We start from the raw sequence: 19,013 nt of genomic DNA, 5'->3' as shown, positions 1-19,013 counted from the left end.
TTTGCAATACGGATAACACCTAATGTACAGATTGTAAATTGAAAGTATTTTTGAGAAATAAACTTTAAAACAAACTTTGCTGTACCGGCGGTGTTTCGTGTTCCAGCAGCCATTTTTTGCGCCACAATCCGCCTGCGTAGCCGGTAAGCGAACCATCGCTGCCGATGACGCGGTGGCAGGGAACAACTATCCACAGTGGGTTTTTGCCATTGGCGGAGGCTACTGCACGAATCGCCTTTACATCACCCAACTTTACAGAAAGCTCGTGGTAGGAAACTGTTTTACCAAAAGGAATTTCCAGCAGGGCATTCCATACCTTTTTCTGGAAATCAGTGCCGGCCGGGTTCAGTTTAAAGGTGAATGATTGTCGGCTGCCGGCAAAGTAACCCTGCAATTGGGAAACGGCTTCCCCAAGTTCTTCGGGGATTTTCGCTGATAGTTGCTGAGGTTCATCGAGCACCCATATTTTAGATACGCCCGCCCCATCGCCCTCTATTAGGCAATGTCCGACGGGCGTATGTATGGTGACTTGTTGCATGTATCAAAGATAAGCATTGCAATGATTTCAAATGCTAATCTCCTTCTTCAAGGTCAAAAATTTCATTTACGCTTTTATCAAAAAGCCGTGAGAGCTTTAAGGCCAAAACCGTTGATGGCACGTACTTCCCAGCCTCCAGCGCATTGATGGTCTGCCGGCTCACACCTATTTTTTCGGCCAGGTCCTGCTGTGTAAGGTTGAATATGGCGCGCTGCACTTTTATGTTATTCTTCATCTTGCCTGGAAGTATTGAAGTGGTACATCTTGTAACGGAAAAGGATGATAAAGATAATAAGCTGCGAGAACATGGCACCCATGAGCACATTTAAAAATGGCAGCCCAAAAATGAACATGTAGCAGAACAGCAGTATGCCGTAGTTAGCAATGGTAGCCCAAGCCAGGCTATGCAGGCGTATGGAGGCGACCATTTCGTCCTCCTGCTTTTCCTTTGAAAATGCGAAAATAATTCCGGAAGGAATTAAGAACAGCATAAGGATTTCGTCAGTGATGCTGTCTTCAATAACACTAAAGAAAATGTTGTTACCCAGATCTTTTTGTCCAATGATGGCAAATACATTAGCTCTAAATTCAAAATCAGCCTTGTCGAAAAAGAATAAGAGGCACAGACAGGCAAAGCTCAGGGTAAACAGGATACCGCTGACAACTTTCCACTTGTAAGGAAATAAAAAATTCGTTTTCATGATAATTAATTTAAAATTCAAATCAAATGTAAAATATAATTTCCAATATGACAAATAAACTTTACATTTTGTAAAACAAAAAAGCCATCAGGTTATGATGGCTCTTTCCTACTATATATAAATCTAATTATTGGTGCGTAGCGGGTGCAGGTGCAGCTTCGTTTTCAGGAGCAATTACTTTACCCTTGATGGTAAGGATCTTGTTCACATCGCTGTCGTTTGTAGTTACAGTAACTGTTTTAGAGAAAGCTCCCGGGTTGGCGGCGTTATATGTAGCTGTTACCACACCTGTTTCTCCCGGTTTGATTGGGGTTTTAGTGTAGTTGGTAGCTGTACAGCCACACTGTGCTTTTACGTTTGTGATAAGTACAGTTTGTTTTGTAGTGTTCTTAAAGGTAAACTCGTGCGATACCGGCTTGCCTTTTTCAATGTCGCCAAAAGTGAATGAATCCTCTTTCCAGGTAATTCCTGATGGGGTCATGTTTTTTGGGGCTTCATTTGTTGCAGCAGCTTTTACAGCAGGCTTGGCCTCGATCTTTGCAGGATTCGCTTTTGCAGTACCTTTTTTAGCTACAGATGTTTGTTGTGCGTTGGCAGAGAAAGAAAGCAAAAGAGCTCCGGCTACTGCGAACATAGAAAGTTTAAGGGTTTTCATAGTCTTACTAATTTTATGAATTAATACTTTTTTGGTTTGATAACGATACAAATATATTTACTAATTGCTACAAAGTTGTTAATCCGTTTCAAAGTCTTGTTAATAACATGTTAACGCCTTGTACATTAACGCTATTTATATTGTTACCTGTTATAATTTTATCCCTGTAATAGCAAACAGCATTCCAAAATTGAAATTCAACAAGTTAAATATAATTGTCTTTATTGGACTCATTGCCATTATCGGGGTGCTTACCATGCAACTGGTCATGCTCGGGCAGGCCTATGCCTTTGAAAAAAAGGAACTGGGCGAAAAGATACATTTCGCACTTCAGGATGTAGTAAACAAAATATACCGCGATAACGACAGCGAATTGCCTGCTGCCAGCCCTATTAAAAAAGTGTCTGAAGATTATTATGTAGTAGATGTGCAGGATGTCTTTGATGCCGAAGTGCTGGAATACTACCTCAAGACTGAGTTTCAAAAGGTAAAGCTAGACATGGATTATGAGTATGCCATGTATGACTGCTCTTCAGACGAAATGGTGTACGGCGAATATGTAACCATGAACGGTAAAGAAGTTTCAACCGACAAGCTGCAATGCGAGAATTGCTTTACCAAACGTGCCGGGCTGGTCTATTACTTTGCGGTGCGGTTCCCTAAACTTACCCATAGCTATGTCAATTCCCTACAGCAATACTGGATCTATACCGGTGTACTTTTGTTGGTATTGGTCATCTATGTGTATTCGGTTCTGTTGCTTTTGAAACAGAAAAAATATACCGAATTGCAAAAGGACTTCATTAACAATATGACACACGAATTCAAAACACCGCTGTCGTCAATATTGATTGCCTCTAACTATGCCGTAAAGCAGGAAGCCATTGAGACCAATCCAAAGCTTAGCAAATACCTGAAGATAATTATTGAGCAGAGCAACAAGCTGAACCAGCATGTGGAACGCATATTATCAGTAGCGAAAACCGAATCGAACATTATTAACCTTGAGAAGAAACCGTTTAATATTGTTGAATCCCTGGAACTTGTAAAGGAGAACGCTTTGCTGAAGTTTGAGCACACATCAATACGATTGGTTACAGGAAAGCCGGAATATTTAGTTAAAGCCGATGAGTTCCATTTTTACAACATCGCCTATAACATTATTGAGAATGCGGTGAAATACGGTAATGCCCATCCGGAAGTGACAATCAGCATAAAAGAAAGCAATGGCATCCAACTGCAATTTAACGATAACGGCCCCGGCATACCACAGGAGCACATCGAATATGTGTTCGACCGCTTTTACCGTGTGCCCAGAGAGAATAAGAAGGAAGTTGAGGGGTTTGGCATTGGACTTTTTTATGTGAAAAAGATTTGTGAACTTCACGGCTGGAAGGCATCTATAAAAAATAATGCCGGACAGGGTATGACGGTAACCCTGTACATCCCGAAAAAAAGCATGGCATGAGGAAAAAAATACTTTATGTAGAAGACGATAATACCCTGGCGTTCCTTACAGCCGATAACCTGGAGCAACACTATGAGGTTACACATTTTTCTAACGGAAAGGAAGCCTGGGAAGCTTTCCGCAAGCAGGATTTCGACCTTTGCATACTCGACGTGATGTTACCGGAAATGGATGGTTTCGAGCTGGCAGAGGCCATAAGACAGCAAAATGTTGAAGTGCCAATTATTTTCCTTTCGGCAAAAACGTTGAAAGAAGACCGCATCAAGGGCCTGAAATTAGGCGCCGACGATTATCTGGTAAAGCCCTACAGCATTGAGGAACTCATATTAAAGATACAAGTCTTCCTGCAACGCAGCCAAAAGCAGGCTCCTGTTAAAAATGCAACATGTACGATTGGCTCATTCGTTTTTGACCCCGAAAATTATGTTATCACAAGGGGCAGTGAAAGAATAACGCTTACCGAAAGGGAGTCAGCACTATTGAAGTTGTTCATCGACAACAAGAACACGATATTGAAGAGGGAAAAGATACTTACCGCACTCTGGGGTACCGATGATTATTTCATGGGCCGTAGCATGGACGTATTCATTTCCCGCCTCCGCAAAATATTCAAGGATGACGAAACCATCCGCATCGAAAATATCCCAAGGATAGGGTTTAAATTAGTAGCACCTTAATAACTAAAACCAAACACTTATGAAATCGATATTGTTCTCGGTCATTTTTATTTTGTCAGGGATAGCCAACGCACAGGATTTTAAAACTTATAGTGAAAGTACAGAAAACGGATTTATTGTTTATGCTGATAATGCTGAACTGTGTCCGGTATCGGTAAAATTTGAATGGGGATTAGTAAATATGAAGCCCGCTACCGCCCAAACAGTTTTTGTAGTACCGGCAAAAGCTACCAAATTCAAAGTGACTGAATGTACGAGAACGGATCCTAAGAAACAATCAAAAGGTGGTTATAAGACAAAATATAACTTTGGAGATATTACAATTCAAAAGGCAGACGATTACATATATGACCTGCCATTTGCCAAAGGTGCCGAATATCAGGTATGGCAAGGTTACAATGGTACCTTTTCGCACCAAAATGAAAATATGCTCGATTTTTCAATGCCTGAAGGTACAGCAGTACACGCTGCACGGGAGGGAATCGTGGTAAAGGTGGTAGAGTCAAACAGTAAAAACTGCCCTTTTAAAGATTGTGCCCAATATAATAATTATATAGTAGTACTCCATGCGGACGGATCGTATGCTGAATACCTGCATATAAAGAAGGACGGAGCCGTAGCGGAACCGGGCGATGCGATTGAAAAAGGCCAGCTAATTGCCTATAGCGGCAATGTCGGATGGTCCGACGGACCCCATTTGCACCTGACAGTTTATTTGGCCGGGATTGATAAAAAACGTTCCCTGAAAACCAAATTCCGGACCGGCGATGGCAAAACTACAGAATACCTTAAGGAAAAATCAACATACAAAAAATCGTACTAATGCCCAAGGTAAAAGGGATGGTTATAGAGCTGTGAAACTATATATATAAGCCTCCACCGCTTTCAGCTCCCCATCCGTAAACGTTTTGGTAATGTAGAAGTTGGTTTTCATCACTTCATATTGTGATGGGTCAACAATAGGATCACCTTCTCCCAAGAGGAAGGCTGCCATGTCGCCTTTCTGGTCTTTATATATCTTCGCGATTTCCTGAATGCTTGGCCCTATGGCTTTTTGTTCGGGCTTGTGGCAGGTAAAGCAGTTGCCCTTGCCGTCAAAAATTTCCTGCCCCAATTTTTGCTGAGGAGTAAGGTTAGTGACTTCGCCTTCAGAGACATTTGTAGTTGTATAAATATAGTCCGTTTTTTCTTCAGGTATGAATTTTCCTTCTTCTGAAGAGCCACCTGAATTTTGATCCGTATTGTAGTCCGAATCTCTTTTACATGAAAAAACACTGAAAGTAATTAATAAGAATAAGATACCTTTCATAATGTAGTAGTCAAATTATTTATTCAAAAGTATAGCAGCCTCTTTAGCGAAATACGTCGAGATGAGGTCGGCACCTGCACGCTTCATGCAGTACAACTGCTCTATCATTACCCTGTCGTGGTCCAGCCAGCCCCTTTCAGATGCCGCCTTGATCATAGCGTATTCCCCCGACACGTGGAACACCGATACCGGGACATTCACGGCGTTCTTAACTTCGCGTACAATATCAAGATAGGCAATGCCCGGTTTTACCATAACAATGTCGGCACCTTCTTCAACGTCCTGCACCGCTTCCTTAATGGCTTCAATGCGGTTGGCATAATCCATCTGGTAGGTTTTTTTGTCTTTTGGCAACTCAATTTCCGCTTCCTTCGGCGCACTGTCCAGCGCATCGCGGAAAGGCCCGTAGAACGCCGATGCATACTTGGCACTATAACTCATAATGCCCACATTTTGGAAACCGGCGCTGTCCAGCCCTTCGCGCAGGCGCAGTACCCTGCCGTCCATCATGTCGCTGGGCGCGGCAAAATCAGCTCCGGCTTCGGCATGCGATACTGCCATGCGTACCAGTGCGTCTACGGTCTCATCATTAGCCACGTCTCCATTTTTTATGATGCCGTCGTGTCCGTAAACCGAGTAGGGGTCAAGCGCCACATCGGGCATCACGATCATTCCCGGCACAGCATCCTTTATCGCTTTTATGGCGCGTTGCATCAGCCCGTCACCGTTCCAGGCTTCTTTCCCGGTGTTGTCTTTCAGAATGTCGTCAACCTTCACGTAAATGTTCACCGCTTTGATGCCAAGGCTCCAAAGCTCTTTTACTTCCTTCACGGTAAGGTCCAGCGAACGGCGGTATATACCAGGCATTGAAGGGATGGGGATTTCCACATTTGTCCCCTCCGCTATGAACATCGGGAACATAAAATCATTTGGGGTCACTATGGTTTCGCGAACAAGCGAACGGATGGAGTCATTTGTTCGTAATCTTCTATTTCTGTGTAATGGATACATAAATGTTTCAGGTTTAAAGTTTAAAGTTCCGGAGACAAGAATATTATTCGTTAATCAAATTGTTTCGCGGTATCTAACCAATCAATGGGGTTCGCTAATACACTAATAAGCTTTTCCTCCTCACTTCCCGCTTCTGGATGGTGGTCGTACACCCACTGCACATGGGGAGGAAGGCTCATCAATATGCTTTCGATACGGCCATTGGTCTTTAGGCCGAAAAGCGTACCCTTATCATGCACCAGGTTAAACTCCACATAGCGACCGCGGCGTATTTCCTGCCAGGTACGGTGGCTATCGGTCCACGCAATGTCTTTTCGGCGTTCTACAATAGGCACGTACGCTGAAAGGAAACTGTTGCCCACTTCGGTTACAAAATTGTACCAGTCTTCCATTCCAAATCCTTCCGAGGCCTTGCAATGGTCGAAGAACAGCCCGCCTATCCCCCTGCTCTCATCGCGGTGCGCGTTCCAAAAGTAAGCATCGCACTGTTTTTTGAATTTAGGGTAAAACTCAGAGTTGTGCCTGTCGCAGGCCGTTTTGCACGCTTGGTGGAAATGCACGGCATCGTCATCAAACAAATAATAAGGAGTAAGGTCCTGCCCACCGCCAAACCAGCTATCAACCACATTGCCCTGCTTATCGTACATCTCAAAATAGCGCCAGTTGGCATGCACAGTGGGTACGAACGGGTTCTTGGGGTGGATGACCAGGCTCAGCCCGCAGGCAAAAAAGTCTACATCGCCCACATTGAAGTAAGACTGCATTGCTTTGGGCAACTCCCCATGCACGGCAGAGATGTTCACCCCGCCTTTTTCAAACACATTGCCGTTCTCTATTACACGCGTGCGTCCTCCGCCACCTTCAGGGCGTTCCCAAAGGTCTTCTCGGAATTTGGCCATTCCGTCCACTTCCTCCAGTTCAGAGGTGATGGCGTCCTGTAGTTGTTGTATATATTGGTAAAATCGTTCTTTCATCAGTATTATTTCAGGCGCTCCAAAACACCTTTCCTTTTTACAATATTCTTATAATCCCACTGGATATCGGCCGACTTCAGCAGCCAGCGCTTCAGATTGTCCAAGTTAATTTCGCTTACATCATTATAGCCGATGGAAGCATCCTTAAACTTCGCAACATGCAGGTTCAGCCCCGCCTCATCAAACGATTGCCCGCTCAAGAACATCAGCTTAACATTATCTTTCAGTTTGCTGTAGCCTACGATAGGGTTACCCTCCAAGAACCAAACGGGGTGCGCGTGCCATATCTTATGCTCCGCACCGGGCAGGTTTTCGGTTATGGCTTGAGCCAAGAGGTTGGCAATGGCCTTATCGCTGTCGCCAAGGTTGTTGTTGTAGCCCTGAATTTCTGCCGAATACTGTATCATTTGAAATCCGTTTAGTGATATTACATCGGAATGAATGATTGAGCGGGTATGAGTTCCCCTCTCCTTTGGAGAGTAGTTAGGCTCTTATTTATATTCCTTCACCGCATCAATAAACGCCTTGGCGTGGTCTACCGGGATGTTTGGTAGTATGCCGTGGCCAAGGTTCACGATATAGTTGTCCTTGCCGAACTCGTCGATCATTTGGTGTACCATTTTCTTAATCGTCGGTATCGGCGAAAGCAGCCTGCTCGGGTCGAAATTACCCTGCAGTGTTATCCTGCCGCCCGAAAGGTAACGGGCATTGCGGGCAGAGCACGTCCAGTCTACGCCCAGTGCCGATGCTTTGCTCTGTGCCATGTCGCCCAGTGCGAACCAGCAGCCTTTGCCAAACACAATTACGTGCGTTTCCGGTGCCAGCGCCTCCACGATCTGGTTGATGTATTTCCACGAGAATTCCTGGTAATCCACAGGCGAGAGCATCCCGCCCCAGCTGTCGAATATTTGTACGGCATTCACGCCCGCTTTCACTTTCTCTTTTAAGTAGGCAATGGTGGTATCGGTTATTTTTTGCAGCAACACGTGCGCGGCCTCGGGTTGTGAAAAACAGAAGCCTTTGGCTGTATCAAAGCTTTTGCTGCCCTTGCCTTCCACTGCATAGCAGAAAATGGTCCAAGGCGAACCGGCAAAGCCTATAAGCGGCACCTCATCATTCAGCATCTCTTTGGTCAGCTTTATGGCATCCATTACATAGCCCAACGTTTCGTGGATGTCCGGCACAATCACCTTCTCCACATCCTGCGGGGTACGTATCGGGTTCGGCAGGAATGGTCCTACGCTTTCCTTCATCAAAACCTCAATACCCATGGCCTGCGGCACCACAAGGATGTCGGAGAACAATATGGCAGCATCCGGCTTTACAATACGTATGGGCTGCACGGTTATTTCGGCGGCAAGCTCTGGCGTCTGGCAACGGGTAAAGAAATCGTACTTGTCGCGCAGTGCACGGAATTCAGGCAAATACCTGCCTGCCTGGCGCATCATCCATACCGGTGGCCTTTCTACAGGCTCGTTGCGTAATGCTTTTAAAAAGAGTTCGTTTTTTAAGGTCATTTTCTTTTATGTATTTTAAAAAGGATAGGCAAGCGCCCGTGTTTTGTATTTTTTGTTTTCTATTATCCACACTAGTCCGTAAGCTCCCGCGCCATCGCTGTTAAATGCCCTGATGTACAGGGTATCGTAAGCCGGGTCATAATATGCCGAAGTGTAGTCAAGGGTTGGTTCATATAGATTTTCAAGTGCCTGTTTGGGTAACCGGACCGTTTCATTGCCGATTTTTATCGTAACCGACTTGTATTCCTTTTTTGGAAAATTGCCATCGGTTCCCCACATTTCTTTGCCGTCGACGGCATCTACCATACCCGGATTTTGTTTAGAATAAGTGAACTTATGATCTGACTTTATAAAGTCAGTTTGGGCAATGTCTATTTTAATAACAGAATCAGAAAATGAAGCTGTGTTTTCAGAAGTCGCGATATTTTTAACAGGTTTGAATGAAGACAACAATTTCATACGGTCTTTATAGATATATCCCTGGACAAAATTGTCATTCTCTATATGCTCTACACTCATCCAGTTGCCTTGTTTTTGGTGGCAAAAAAATACGAATCCATTTTGCAGCGTGTCGACGATGGGACTTTTTGCGTCAGGTTTGGATCTTACATAAACAAACTTATCAGCATCCCGAACAACAGCAAATTCCCCAACTTCATTTTGGGCATAGCACATCGTCAGGCTACTTAGCAGGGTCGTTATGATCAGTATGCTTTTTTGTATATTCAATTCTGATTCTTATAATAATTTACACACTGTACTATCACATTCTCTACAGTGGGCTTATTGGCAATGACAATCTTTTCATTAATTCCTTCTAAAGCCGACGCCGTGGTCTTACCTATGCAAAAGCAGACAGCATCGCCAATCACGTTCTCCTTTAAATAACTCTCCACCCCCGACGGGCTGAAAAATAGCACCGCATCCGGTGTTGCGTTTATGTTTACAGGCGACAATACCGTTTCATACACTTCAATCTCATTAAAAGCTATACCGGCATTCGCCAAAGCATCCGGCAGTGTGTCGCGCCTCATGTTCCCCGAAAAGAACGTAAAGCTTTCACCCGAATGGTCCCTTTTAATTATCTCTGCCAATTCTTCCGCATATTCCGCAAAAGCGGTGACTTTAAATCCGGCTCTCTCAATCGCTTCCTTTGTCTTGCCGCCTACGCAGAAAACAGGATACGCTAAGTAATCCCCTGCTTTTTCATGCTTCAAAAAGCTTTTCACGGCGTTCTGGCTCGTAAAGATAAGGTTTTGATTTATAGTGGTGATCACGAAAGGCTTGTAGTATACTGTGATGAAGTCGGCTTCCAGCACTGCCAGGTCTGCGTTGAGCAGTAATTGCCTGTGGTTGGGCAGCAGTTTTTTTGTTGACAGCACCCGCGCCTTCATTATTTCTTCAGTTGGTTGCGGATTTGCTCCATCAGTTGCGTACCACCATTTGTCAGGATTTCCTCAGCGCATTCGTTGCCGAAGTTGGCATAGTCAATATCAGCAGCGAGCACTTTTTCAATATGGAGCTTCTCTATGCCGTCTATCGAGAGCAATACACCCTCAAAGCGTATCTCGTCATCAATATACGTAGCCAATGCGCCAATGGGTGCCGTACAGCCGCCCTCCAGCTTTTTCAGGAACTGGCGTTCAATGTGCGTGGCAATTTCGGTAGGCTTATGGTTCAGGCGTGCAAGTGCCTCCTTGCAATACGCATCATTTTCCATGGCAACCACTACCATGGCTCCCTGTGCGGGTGCGGGTATCATCCAGTCGAGCATAGTATGGTTTTCCGGAAGCAGGTTGATGCGCTCCAGTCCGGCGGCAGCGAAAATTGCCCCCTGCCAGTCGTTGTCTTTCAGTTTTTGCAGGCGGGTGTTCACGTTGCCCCTCAGGTCGGTTACGTTATGGTGCGGGTAGCGGTTGAGCCATTGTGCCTGGCGGCGAAGGCTTCCTGTTGCTATGGTGGCGGGGTTGGCAAAAAAGTCAGCACTGCCTTTGTGTACGAGTATGTCGTGTACATTGGCCCGCTCCAAAACAGCAGCCTGAACAATGCCTTTCGGCAGGGCGGTAGGCACGTCTTTCATCGAATGCACTGCTATGTCCACCTCGCCCCTAATCATCGCAACGTCGAGCGTTTTGGTAAAAATTCCGGTAATGCCCAGTTCGTACAGTGGCACATCTAAAATTAGGTCGCCTGTAGATTTTACCGCTACGATTTCGGTTGCATAGCCAAGATGGTTGAGTTGGCGCTCTACGGTGTGTGCCTGCCAAAGGGCGAGTTCACTGTCGCGGGTGCCTATCCGTATGGTTTTTTTCATTTTACGGGAGTTTCGATCCTGAAAACCTTCTCGATCCATTCGATGCTTTCATCTACCAGGGTATCGCGGTCTTTCAGGTGATTGGCAAAGTGCGTTGTAATTTTATGGATGATACGCCGGCTGATGATCTCGGCCTGCTCTTCATCAAAATTACTGATCTTTTTACGCTGGAAGTCGAGCTCACTGTCTTTTATCGAGTTCAGCTTTTCCTTTAGCGCATTTATTGTAGGTGCAAATTTGCGGGCATTTGTCCAATCATTGAATTCGGCCATCACTTCTTCAATGATCGCCTCAGCAGCCGGGATGTGCAGCCTTCGATTTTCCAAAGTCGCATCGGTAATTGATGAAAGGTCGTCCAGGTGTACTACGGTAACTCCCGGTAGCTCCTTTACATTATCGTGTACATTTTTAGGTATCGAAAGGTCCAGGATAAGCAATGGCTTTTCCAGTACAAGAATGTCTTTGTCGATGGTTGGTTCCTGTGCGCCGGTAGCCACGATTAGTACATCGGCTTTGGGTATTTCCAGAGGAAGCAGGTCGTGGTCTTTTACGATGAGGTTAAACTTTCCGGCTACCTTCTCAGCCTTCTCGCGAGTACGGTTTACCAGTACGATATGGTCGTTCTTGGTATGCTTCACCAGGTTCTCGCAGGTGTTGCGGCCTATTTTGCCCGTGCCAAAAAGCAGTATGTTTTTATGGCTTATATCGGCCACGTTGTTCATGATGTATTGTACCGATGCGAATGATACCGATGTCGCGCCCGAGCTCAGCTCTGTTTCATTTTTGATGCGCTTGCTGGCCTGGATTACGCAGTTCACCAGTCTTTCCAAAAAGGCATTTGCCAATCCCGCTGCTTTCGACTCGATGAACCCGGTTTTTATTTGGCTGATGATTTCGAAGTCTCCCAGTATCTGGCTGTCAAGGCCGGTGCCTACGCGAAAGATGTGTGAAATGGCCTCGTTATTCTTGTATACAAATGCGGCACGCTGAAACTCCTCAACGGAGCCGCGGCTGTTGTCGCAAAGCAGTTTTATCAGTTGAAAGGGGTGCTGTGCAAAACCGTATATCTCGGTACGGTTGCATGTAGAGGTCACGATAAGGTTCCCGATGCCCTCATCCTTTGCCTGTTGCAGCAATGCTGCCTTTGCATTAGCATCCAGGCTGAACTTACCCCGTGTCTCAGCATCAGCTTTCCTGTAGCTCAATCCCACCGCATAGAAGTACTGGTGCTTTGACGTGTTGTTGTTCTCCATATTCTGTTCTTCACACTTTCTTAAAAGTTTCACAAAAGTAATTTGAACGTTTTTTAAAAAGTAACGCTCAAAGTCCTTTTTATGTCGCTCAGGGATATTTCGCCCTCAAAACGTTTTTTTATGGCTAAAAACGCTAAATTTGTGGTGAAATCAATGCTTTGCGAAAATTTAGTTTAGAACAATTCTAAATAAAGCGGTGTCGTGTTTTTGCAATAGCGTCTAAAAAAATATCGCTATGGGTTCCCATGAGGAAGTAATGATAGAAGATGGTTTTTATGTGCTGCGGTTTGAGAACAACCGTGATGAGGCTACCCATTTTGAAAGGGAAGTGGATGTAGACATGATACAGTTCCACTTCGGGCTTAAGGGCAGGGCCAAATTCATATTCAACCAGGGCCGTTATGCGCTCGACCTTCGGGAAGAACTGTCGTTATTCCTGTTCAACCCCCAGAAGGAGCTGCCGGTACACCTTGAGATCGCGCCGCACAGCTGGGTGGTTTCGGTGCTTATTTCCATTAAAAAGTTCCACGGATTTTTTTCCGACCAGGCCGACCATATCCCGTTCCTTAGCCCCGAGAACATCGACAAAAAATATTATAAGGACGAAAAGACCAATCCGGCAATGTCGGTCGTGCTGAGCCAACTGTTCCATTTTAACCTGCACCCGTCCATAAAGAAATTGTATTTTAAGGGTAAGGTCTACGAACTGCTTAGCCTCTATTTCAACCGTGCCGAAGATGCCAACACCGAGGCCTGCCCGTTCCTGGTAGATGAAGAGAACGTGATGAAGATACGCAAGGCCAAGGACATCGTAATCGCCAATATGGCCGAACCGCCCGGGCTGCAGGAACTGGCCGACCAGGTGGGCATCAACCTGAAGAAGTTAAAAATGGGCTTCCGCCAAATCTACGGCGACAGTGTGTACAGCTTCCTGTTCGACTATAAAATGGACTATGCAAGGAAACTGCTCGACAGCGGGTCGTATAATGTGAACGAAGTGGGCCTGAAGATAGGCTACAGCACGGCAAGCCACTTTATAGCGGCCTTCCGGAAGAAATTTGGCACTACGCCGAAGAAGTATTTGATGAGTATTAACGAGAGGGTGTAGTTAGTCCTCTCCCCCGACCCCTCTCCAAAGGAGAGGGGAGCAACAACGGGGGGCACGTGCTTACTCAATCCCATAAGCCGCTCGAGTCAGGACGTTCCGTCACCTCTTGTCATTGCGAGGAAGAATGACGAAGCAACCTGAGAGGGCCGGGGTGAGGACCTGAGCATGAGTAAGCTTATATAACCTGAATAAACCGCACGGTTTTTGATACACCTTGCCAGGCAAAACAAATAAACAAACAAATGAAAGGAGTACTATTAGTAAATCTCGGCTCACCGGACAGTCCGGAGCCAAAAGATGTAAAACCCTATCTGGACCAGTTCCTGATGGATAAGTATGTGATTGATGTACCATTCCTCTTAAGGGCGTTGCTGGTACGCGGTATCATACTGCGCAAAAGGCCTGAGGCATCGGCGGAAGCCTATAAAAAAATATGGTGGGAAGAGGGCTCCCCACTTATCGTGCTTTCTCAAAGGATGCACAAAAAAGTAAAGCAGAAAACCGAATTGCCGGTGGTATTATCCATGCGTTACGGCAAACCTTCTATTGAAACAGGACTTCAGGAACTTGCCGACAAAGGCGTGACCGAAGTGCTGCTGTTCCCACTCTACCCGCAGTATGCCATGGCATCGACCCTGACCATACTTGTTTTGGCAGAGGAGATAAGGAAGAAGAAATTCCCGCAGATGACCTTTACAGATGTCCCTGCGTTTTATGATAAGCCTGATTATATAAAGGTACTCGCGGATTCGATAAAGCAGTCATTGGAAGGATTTGAGTATGACCACCTGCTGTTCTCTTACCACGGCATCCCTGAGCGCCACATTCGCAAAACAGATGTAACCAAATCGCACTGTAAGATCGATGGCACTTGCTGTGTAACGCCGTCGGCAGCGCATAAGTTCTGCTACCGCCACCAGTGTTATGAAACGACAAGGCTTGTAGTAAAAGAGCTTGGCCTTCCTGAAGATAAATACTCACTCACTTTCCAGTCGCGCCTTGCGGGTGACAAGTGGCTTGAGCCTTATACCGATGTTGAAATCAACAAGATGCCGGAGCAAGGCATTAAAAACCTCGCTGTGGTAACACCCGCCTTTGTGGCTGATTGCCTTGAAACACTCGAAGAGATCGCAATGCGCGCCAAAGAGGAGTTTGAAGAACATGGTGGCAAGAGCTTCCATGCCATACCGTGCCTGAATGACAATGATGAATGGGTAAATGTAGTAGCCAACTGGATAAACGAATGGGCTAATGCGGAAATACCGGTAAGCTAAATGGAATTATCCAATCAGGAGCTTGCAAAAAAAGATATACGCGGATTACTCATAAAACAATCCGTACCCGCGTCGATAGGCATTTTGTTCATGACTGTGAACGTGCTTATCGACGCTGTTTTTGTGGGCCGTTGGATTGGTTCTTTGGCCATTGCCGCACTATCTGTGGTAATGCCAATCACTTTCTTTATTTCTGCAATCGGTTTGGCTGTAGGCACCGGTGGTAGTTCGGTACTCTCCCGGGCGTTAGGTGGAGGCGATAAAGAAAAAGCACTGAATACTTTTGCCCACCAGATCATGATGACCTTTGGGCTGTCATCGCTGTTTGTTATTTTAGGGTTGTTTTTTGGCGATGAAATATTGTATGCCTTCGGGGCAAATGGCGATATAAAAGAGCCCGCTACAGCATTTTTCCTGCCCATATTGCTGGCAGTACCGTTCCAGGCCCTGTGCATGATGGGCAATACAGTAATTCGCGCAGAAGACAAATCGCGGCATTCCATGGTATCAATGATTGTTTCGGCAGTAGCCAATATCCTTTTTGATATCCTTTTCATCAATATCCTCGACATGGGCATCTTCGGGGCGGCACTGGCTACCGCGTTGTCCTTCTTTGCGTGCTTCCTGTATATTGCATGGTTCTTCGCTTTTAAAAGTGAATTGCGACTTATTTGGAAAAACTTTGCTTGGCATAAAAAAATCGCAGGAGAGATCACTTCCCTTAGTTTTGTCACCTTTGCGCGGCAGGGTGTCATCAGTGTGCTGGCGGTGTTGCTTAACCACACGCTCTTTTCCTTTGGAGGGGAGCATGCCGTTACGGTATATGGCATTATCAGCCGTATGCTGATGTTTGCGCTTTTTCCCGTACTGGGTATCACGCAGGGCTTCCTTCCTATCGCGGGCTACAACTACGGTGCAGGCAATTATGGCCGTGTGCGCGAAACCATCTTCACCTCCATAAAATACGCCGGCGGGCTGGCGATATTGATATTTGTCGTAATACTTGTTTTTGCCAAGCCTATAACATCAGTTTTCACTACCGACCCGGAAGTGATACGCGATACGCCGGGGGCATTGCGGTGGGTGTTTGCGGCATCGCCCATTATTGCGGTGCAGCTGATAGGTGCGGCTTATTTCCAGGCGGCGGGCAAGGCCACCAAGGCATTGCTGCTTACGCTGAGCAAGCAGGGTTTCTTCCTGATTCCACTTGTACTCATCTTACCGCATTTTTTTGGTATCTTCGGGGTATGGGCGGCGTTCCCCATTGCCGATGTGCTTTCCACGATCGTGACAGGAGTGTTCCTTAAGAAGGAGATGCAAACAGAACTCAAATCAAATTAAATGGAATACTACAACTACATAAAATCCCTGCACCTCATTTTTGTGATCACCTGGTTTGCCGGGCTATTTTACATTGTGCGGCTGTTCGTATACCATATTGAGGCGAACGATAAGCCCTCGCCGGAAAAAGAAATCCTCACAAAGCAATACCAGCTGATGAGCTACCGCCTGTGGTACATCATCACATGGCCGTCGGCAATTTTGGCGACTGTTTTTGCCGTAACGCTGCTTGTTATGATGCCGGGTTGGCTCAATGAATCGTGGATGCACGTAAAACTGGCATTCGTATTGCTGTTGTTCCTGTACCATTTGAAATGCCACCAAATCTTTAAGCAATTGCAGCGCGGCGAGGTACGCCATACCACAGGCTTTATGAGGCTTTGGAACGAAGGTGCGACCATCATACTGTTTGCTGTAGTGTTTTTAGTGATATTGAAAAATGCTGTCAACTGGATATTTGGTGTGGTAGGTATTATCCTTTTCAGCATTTTGCTGATGTTGGGCTATAAATTTTACAAACGCATTCGCGAAAAGAACAACTCCTGATGAAGGAACGCTTTAAAATAAAACGATGGTCACTCCGTACAAGGATATTTATGTCGATGATCCTTGTTACGCTCATTGCATCGTTCCTGATTGCCATAGTGGCCATTTACCAGTTTAAAAAAGAAGCGAGAGATTACCACCAGGAGCGGTTGGAACGAAAAGAGATTGCCATTACTGAGCACATGAACTACGTGCTGTCGACCACAACTTATCCCATGACGGCCGAAAACCTCCCGCTCATCTTCCGGGAACGCATCCACGAGCTGGCCAACATCCACGGCATGGAGATCAATATTTATGACCTCAACGGCCATCTGCTAAAATCATCCAAAGCCGCCTTTTCTGTCGACACTATCAACAATACCATTTCACCAACGATACTGAAGGTCCTGCGCTCAACTGCCGAAAAACGCTATGTGGACCATAAATCGTATGGAGGGAAAACATACCGGTCTGCCTACAGCTACATTAAGGATAACAAGTTTAAGCCGCTCGGCATCCTGAACCTGCCATACATTGAAGATGACGGTTACTATAAAAAAGAGACCAACAACTTCATGTGGCGCTTTGTGCAGGTATATTCATTCATGCTTTTCATTTCGATAATCATTGCCTACTTCCTTTCGAGCTACATTACCAAGTCGATTAAGGAAATCAGCGAGCGCATTAAGGAGACCCGCCTGAATGAGGAGAATGCGAAAATTGACATGGGCGACTCCCCCCAGGAAATAAGCTTGCTGGTAGACGCCTACAATAACCTTGTAGATGACCTCGACGAAAGCGCGACCAAGCTCGCACAAAGCGAACGCGAACAGGCTTGGCGCGAAATGGCGAAACAGGTTGCCCACGAAATCAAGAACCCGCTTACGCCCATGCGCCTTACCGTGCAGAGCTTTCAGCGCAAGTTTGATCCGGAAGCCCCCAACATCAGGCAGAAGCTGGACGAATATTCCAAAACGCTCATCCAGCAGATCGATACCATGAGCGCGGTGGCATCGGCATTCTCGAGTTTTGCCTCCATGCCTGCACAGCAGAACGAAACCCTAAACGTAGTAAAGATCGTGCAGTTGGCTTTGGAAATATTTAATGAGCCCTACATAACATTCCACAGCGATGAGCCCTATATCATAACCCGCATGGACCGCACGCAGCTTATCCGAATTATCACCAACCTGGTTAAGAACGCGACACAGGCCATTGAAGAAAACGAACCCAACCCGATGGTCGGCGTACGCGTGTACCGCGATTGCGACAAAGCAATGATCAGCGTAAAAGATAATGGCAAAGGGATTACGATAGAAAACAAAAACCGTATTTTTGAGCCGAAGTTCACCACCAAAACCAGCGGCATGGGGCTTGGGCTCGGAATCATAAAGAATATTGTGGAAAATTACCACGGCACCATAACTTTTGAGAGTGAGCAGGGACAGGGAACAACCTTTTTGGTACAGTTGCCCATTACCCGTCCCGAAGGAAACGAAATGGAAACAAACGACAAAACGATATAACCATGAATTACGAAAACATACTGGCCGAAAAAGAAAACGGCATAGGCGTAATAACCATCAACAGGCCTGCTAAGCTCAATGCGCTGAACAAAGCAACTATTGTTGACCTGCACGAAGCTTTCAAGGCACTTGATGCCGACAAAGAAGTGAAAGTGATCATTGTGACCGGCAGCGGCGAGAAGGCTTTTGTGGCCGGCGCCGACATTGCCGAGTTTGCCGACTTCAACGTGGAAGAAGGCGAAAAGCTGGCCGCCCTTGGGCAGGAATTGCTTTTTGACCTTGTGCAGAACCTTGGCACGCCCGTTATTGCTGCAGTAAATGGTTTTGCCCTGGGAGGCGGACTCGAACTGGCCATGGCAGCACACTTCCGCATAGCAAGCGACAATGCCAAGATGGGACTTCCGGAAGTATCGCTGGGTGTAATACCGGGCTATGGCGGTACGCAGCGCCTCCCGCAGCTGGTGGGCAAAGGCCGTGCGATGGAAATGATCATGACTGCCGGAATGGTAAATGCCGAAGATGCGAAAGCTTATGGATTGGTAAACCACGTAGTGCCCCAAGCCGAACTTTTAGACTTTTGTAAAGGCATTGGAGGTAAAATAATGAAGAACTCATCGGTAGCTATTGCCAATGCGATAAAGGCTATCAATGCCAATTATGAAGATGGCACGAATGGCTACAACACCGAGATACGCGCTTTTGGCGAATCTTTCGGTACTGCCGATTTTAAAGAAGGAACTACAGCGTTTTTGGAAAAAAGGAAAGCAGAATTCCCGGGGGCTTAATCTTCATGGGAAGAATAACTATAAAGCCGGGACT

Annotated in this window: 22 protein-coding genes; 9 read left to right on the top strand and 13 right to left on the bottom strand. The window is 46.0% G+C overall.

The features are described 5' to 3' along the window. Positions 1 to 64 precede the first annotated feature (64 nt). From OGH69_RS09680 to OGH69_RS09665, 4 genes are all read right to left on the bottom strand, one after another. Entirely contained in the window at positions 65 to 538 is a 474-nt protein-coding gene (locus tag OGH69_RS09680; RefSeq protein WP_265174259.1) for a methylated-DNA--[protein]-cysteine S-methyltransferase, read from the bottom strand. Between the two features lie 34 nt (positions 539 to 572). After that, positions 573 to 773 carry a helix-turn-helix transcriptional regulator gene (locus OGH69_RS09675; RefSeq protein WP_265174258.1) on the bottom strand — a complete coding sequence of 67 codons (201 nt, stop codon included), beginning with the start codon at positions 771 to 773 and terminating at the stop codon, positions 573 to 575. Next, positions 763 to 1,239 (bottom strand): hypothetical protein, encoded by a 477-nt coding sequence (locus tag OGH69_RS09670; protein ID WP_265174257.1) that lies wholly within the window; start codon positions 1,237 to 1,239, stop codon positions 763 to 765. The genes OGH69_RS09675 and OGH69_RS09670 overlap by 11 nt, the downstream gene beginning before the upstream one ends. 127 nt (positions 1,240 to 1,366) lie before the next feature. Further along, a complete protein-coding gene (locus tag OGH69_RS09665) occupies positions 1,367 to 1,894 on the bottom strand; it encodes a DUF1573 domain-containing protein (RefSeq protein WP_265174256.1) in 528 nt (175 codons plus the stop codon). A gap of 190 nt (positions 1,895 to 2,084) precedes the next feature. Here OGH69_RS09665 and OGH69_RS09660 point away from each other — a divergent pair, with 190 nt between their 5' ends. The 3 genes from OGH69_RS09660 to OGH69_RS09650 are packed head-to-tail and all read left to right on the top strand — an operon-like array spanning position 2,085 to position 4,862. Continuing rightward, complete coding sequence (locus OGH69_RS09660; RefSeq protein ID WP_265174255.1) at positions 2,085 to 3,362, top strand: sensor histidine kinase; 1,278 nt, start codon at positions 2,085 to 2,087, stop codon at positions 3,360 to 3,362. Continuing rightward, the gene (locus tag OGH69_RS09655) at positions 3,359 to 4,039 is read left to right on the top strand and encodes a response regulator transcription factor (protein WP_265174254.1); all 681 of its coding nucleotides are present in this window, start codon (positions 3,359 to 3,361) and stop codon (positions 4,037 to 4,039) included. The genes OGH69_RS09660 and OGH69_RS09655 overlap by 4 nt, the downstream gene beginning before the upstream one ends. A 19-nt stretch (positions 4,040 to 4,058) precedes the next feature. Continuing rightward, positions 4,059 to 4,862 (top strand): M23 family metallopeptidase, encoded by an 804-nt coding sequence (locus OGH69_RS09650; RefSeq protein WP_265174253.1) that lies wholly within the window; start codon positions 4,059 to 4,061, stop codon positions 4,860 to 4,862. Between the two features lie 21 nt (positions 4,863 to 4,883). Here OGH69_RS09650 and OGH69_RS09645 read toward each other — a convergent pair whose 3' ends face one another. The 9 genes from OGH69_RS09645 to hemA form a co-directional block, all read right to left on the bottom strand. Next, positions 4,884 to 5,348, bottom strand: coding sequence for a c-type cytochrome (locus tag OGH69_RS09645; RefSeq protein ID WP_265174252.1), 465 nt, complete (start codon positions 5,346 to 5,348; stop codon positions 4,884 to 4,886). Positions 5,349 to 5,363: 15 nt separating this feature from the next. After that, a complete protein-coding gene (gene hemB / locus OGH69_RS09640) occupies positions 5,364 to 6,359 on the bottom strand; it encodes a porphobilinogen synthase (protein WP_265174251.1) in 996 nt (331 codons plus the stop codon). A gap of 50 nt (positions 6,360 to 6,409) precedes the next feature. Beyond that, a complete protein-coding gene (gene hemF, locus OGH69_RS09635; RefSeq protein ID WP_265174250.1) occupies positions 6,410 to 7,333 on the bottom strand; it encodes an oxygen-dependent coproporphyrinogen oxidase in 924 nt (307 codons plus the stop codon). A gap of 5 nt (positions 7,334 to 7,338) precedes the next feature. After that, positions 7,339 to 7,740, bottom strand: a complete 402-nt coding sequence (locus OGH69_RS09630) for a DUF1801 domain-containing protein (protein ID WP_265174249.1) — start codon at positions 7,738 to 7,740, stop codon at positions 7,339 to 7,341. 84 nt (positions 7,741 to 7,824) lie between these two features. After that, positions 7,825 to 8,850, bottom strand: a complete 1,026-nt coding sequence (gene hemE / locus OGH69_RS09625; protein ID WP_265174248.1) for a uroporphyrinogen decarboxylase — start codon at positions 8,848 to 8,850, stop codon at positions 7,825 to 7,827. A 15-nt stretch (positions 8,851 to 8,865) separates the two neighbouring features. Next, complete coding sequence (locus OGH69_RS09620) at positions 8,866 to 9,579, bottom strand: SH3 domain-containing protein (protein WP_265174247.1); 714 nt, start codon at positions 9,577 to 9,579, stop codon at positions 8,866 to 8,868. Continuing rightward, the gene (locus tag OGH69_RS09615) at positions 9,576 to 10,244 is read right to left on the bottom strand and encodes a uroporphyrinogen-III synthase (RefSeq protein ID WP_265174246.1); all 669 of its coding nucleotides are present in this window, start codon (positions 10,242 to 10,244) and stop codon (positions 9,576 to 9,578) included. The genes OGH69_RS09620 and OGH69_RS09615 overlap by 4 nt, the downstream gene beginning before the upstream one ends. Beyond that, a complete protein-coding gene (gene hemC, locus OGH69_RS09610) occupies positions 10,244 to 11,164 on the bottom strand; it encodes a hydroxymethylbilane synthase (RefSeq protein ID WP_265174245.1) in 921 nt (306 codons plus the stop codon). The genes OGH69_RS09615 and hemC overlap by 1 nt, the downstream gene beginning before the upstream one ends. After that, entirely contained in the window at positions 11,161 to 12,417 is a 1,257-nt protein-coding gene (gene hemA / locus OGH69_RS09605; RefSeq protein WP_265174334.1) for a glutamyl-tRNA reductase, read from the bottom strand. Before hemA ends, hemC begins: the two co-directional genes overlap by 4 nt. 235 nt (positions 12,418 to 12,652) lie before the next feature. Here hemA and OGH69_RS09600 point away from each other — a divergent pair, with 235 nt between their 5' ends. The 6 genes from OGH69_RS09600 to OGH69_RS09575 all read left to right on the top strand — a co-directional run bounded on the left by OGH69_RS09600 (position 12,653) and on the right by OGH69_RS09575 (position 18,979). Beyond that, a complete protein-coding gene (locus OGH69_RS09600) occupies positions 12,653 to 13,525 on the top strand; it encodes a helix-turn-helix transcriptional regulator (RefSeq protein ID WP_265174244.1) in 873 nt (290 codons plus the stop codon). Between the two features lie 242 nt (positions 13,526 to 13,767). Next, complete coding sequence (gene hemH / locus OGH69_RS09595; RefSeq protein ID WP_265174243.1) at positions 13,768 to 14,799, top strand: ferrochelatase; 1,032 nt, start codon at positions 13,768 to 13,770, stop codon at positions 14,797 to 14,799. Next, positions 14,800 to 16,140 (top strand): MATE family efflux transporter, encoded by a 1,341-nt coding sequence (locus OGH69_RS09590; RefSeq protein ID WP_265174242.1) that lies wholly within the window; start codon positions 14,800 to 14,802, stop codon positions 16,138 to 16,140. Further along, positions 16,141 to 16,686, top strand: a complete 546-nt coding sequence (locus OGH69_RS09585) for a CopD family protein (RefSeq protein WP_265174241.1) — start codon at positions 16,141 to 16,143, stop codon at positions 16,684 to 16,686. Next, positions 16,686 to 18,194, top strand: coding sequence for a sensor histidine kinase (locus OGH69_RS09580; RefSeq protein WP_265174240.1), 1,509 nt, complete (start codon positions 16,686 to 16,688; stop codon positions 18,192 to 18,194). The genes OGH69_RS09585 and OGH69_RS09580 overlap by 1 nt, the downstream gene beginning before the upstream one ends. Before the next feature lie 2 nt (positions 18,195 to 18,196). Beyond that, positions 18,197 to 18,979: an enoyl-CoA hydratase/isomerase family protein gene (locus tag OGH69_RS09575; RefSeq protein ID WP_265174239.1), complete on the top strand. Its 783-nt coding sequence runs from the start codon at positions 18,197 to 18,199 to the stop codon at positions 18,977 to 18,979. Positions 18,980 to 19,013: the final 34 nt, after the last annotated feature.

Source organism: Flavobacterium sp. MFBS3-15 (assembly GCF_026107645.2).
Taxonomy (GTDB): Bacteria; Bacteroidota; Bacteroidia; order Flavobacteriales; family Flavobacteriaceae; genus Flavobacterium.
This window is presented reverse-complemented; position numbering and strand designations above follow the sequence as displayed.

Bases quoted from the DNA above. Each gene is read 5' to 3' on its own strand.
- OGH69_RS09680 (WP_265174259.1), bottom strand. From the start codon at position 538: ATGCAACAAGTCACCATACATACGCCCGTCGGACATTGCCTAATAGAG.
- OGH69_RS09675 (WP_265174258.1), bottom strand. From the start codon at position 773: ATGAAGAATAACATAAAAGTGCAGCGCGCCATATTCAACCTTACACAG.
- OGH69_RS09670 (WP_265174257.1), bottom strand. From the start codon at position 1,239: ATGAAAACGAATTTTTTATTTCCTTACAAGTGGAAAGTTGTCAGCGGT.
- OGH69_RS09665 (WP_265174256.1), bottom strand. From the start codon at position 1,894: ATGAAAACCCTTAAACTTTCTATGTTCGCAGTAGCCGGAGCTCTTTTG.
- OGH69_RS09655 (WP_265174254.1), top strand. From the start codon at position 3,359: ATGAGGAAAAAAATACTTTATGTAGAAGACGATAATACCCTGGCGTTC.
- OGH69_RS09650 (WP_265174253.1), top strand. From the start codon at position 4,059: ATGAAATCGATATTGTTCTCGGTCATTTTTATTTTGTCAGGGATAGCC.
- OGH69_RS09645 (WP_265174252.1), bottom strand. From the start codon at position 5,348: ATGAAAGGTATCTTATTCTTATTAATTACTTTCAGTGTTTTTTCATGT.
- hemB (WP_265174251.1), bottom strand. From the start codon at position 6,359: ATGTATCCATTACACAGAAATAGAAGATTACGAACAAATGACTCCATC.
- hemF (WP_265174250.1), bottom strand. From the start codon at position 7,333: ATGAAAGAACGATTTTACCAATATATACAACAACTACAGGACGCCATC.
- OGH69_RS09630 (WP_265174249.1), bottom strand. From the start codon at position 7,740: ATGATACAGTATTCGGCAGAAATTCAGGGCTACAACAACAACCTTGGC.
- hemE (WP_265174248.1), bottom strand. From the start codon at position 8,850: ATGACCTTAAAAAACGAACTCTTTTTAAAAGCATTACGCAACGAGCCT.
- OGH69_RS09615 (WP_265174246.1), bottom strand. From the start codon at position 10,244: ATGAAGGCGCGGGTGCTGTCAACAAAAAAACTGCTGCCCAACCACAGG.
- hemC (WP_265174245.1), bottom strand. From the start codon at position 11,164: ATGAAAAAAACCATACGGATAGGCACCCGCGACAGTGAACTCGCCCTT.
- hemA (WP_265174334.1), bottom strand. From the start codon at position 12,417: ATGGAGAACAACAACACGTCAAAGCACCAGTACTTCTATGCGGTGGGA.
- OGH69_RS09600 (WP_265174244.1), top strand. From the start codon at position 12,653: ATGGGTTCCCATGAGGAAGTAATGATAGAAGATGGTTTTTATGTGCTG.
- hemH (WP_265174243.1), top strand. From the start codon at position 13,768: ATGAAAGGAGTACTATTAGTAAATCTCGGCTCACCGGACAGTCCGGAG.
- OGH69_RS09590 (WP_265174242.1), top strand. From the start codon at position 14,800: ATGGAATTATCCAATCAGGAGCTTGCAAAAAAAGATATACGCGGATTA.
- OGH69_RS09585 (WP_265174241.1), top strand. From the start codon at position 16,141: ATGGAATACTACAACTACATAAAATCCCTGCACCTCATTTTTGTGATC.
- OGH69_RS09580 (WP_265174240.1), top strand. From the start codon at position 16,686: ATGAAGGAACGCTTTAAAATAAAACGATGGTCACTCCGTACAAGGATA.
- OGH69_RS09575 (WP_265174239.1), top strand. From the start codon at position 18,197: ATGAATTACGAAAACATACTGGCCGAAAAAGAAAACGGCATAGGCGTA.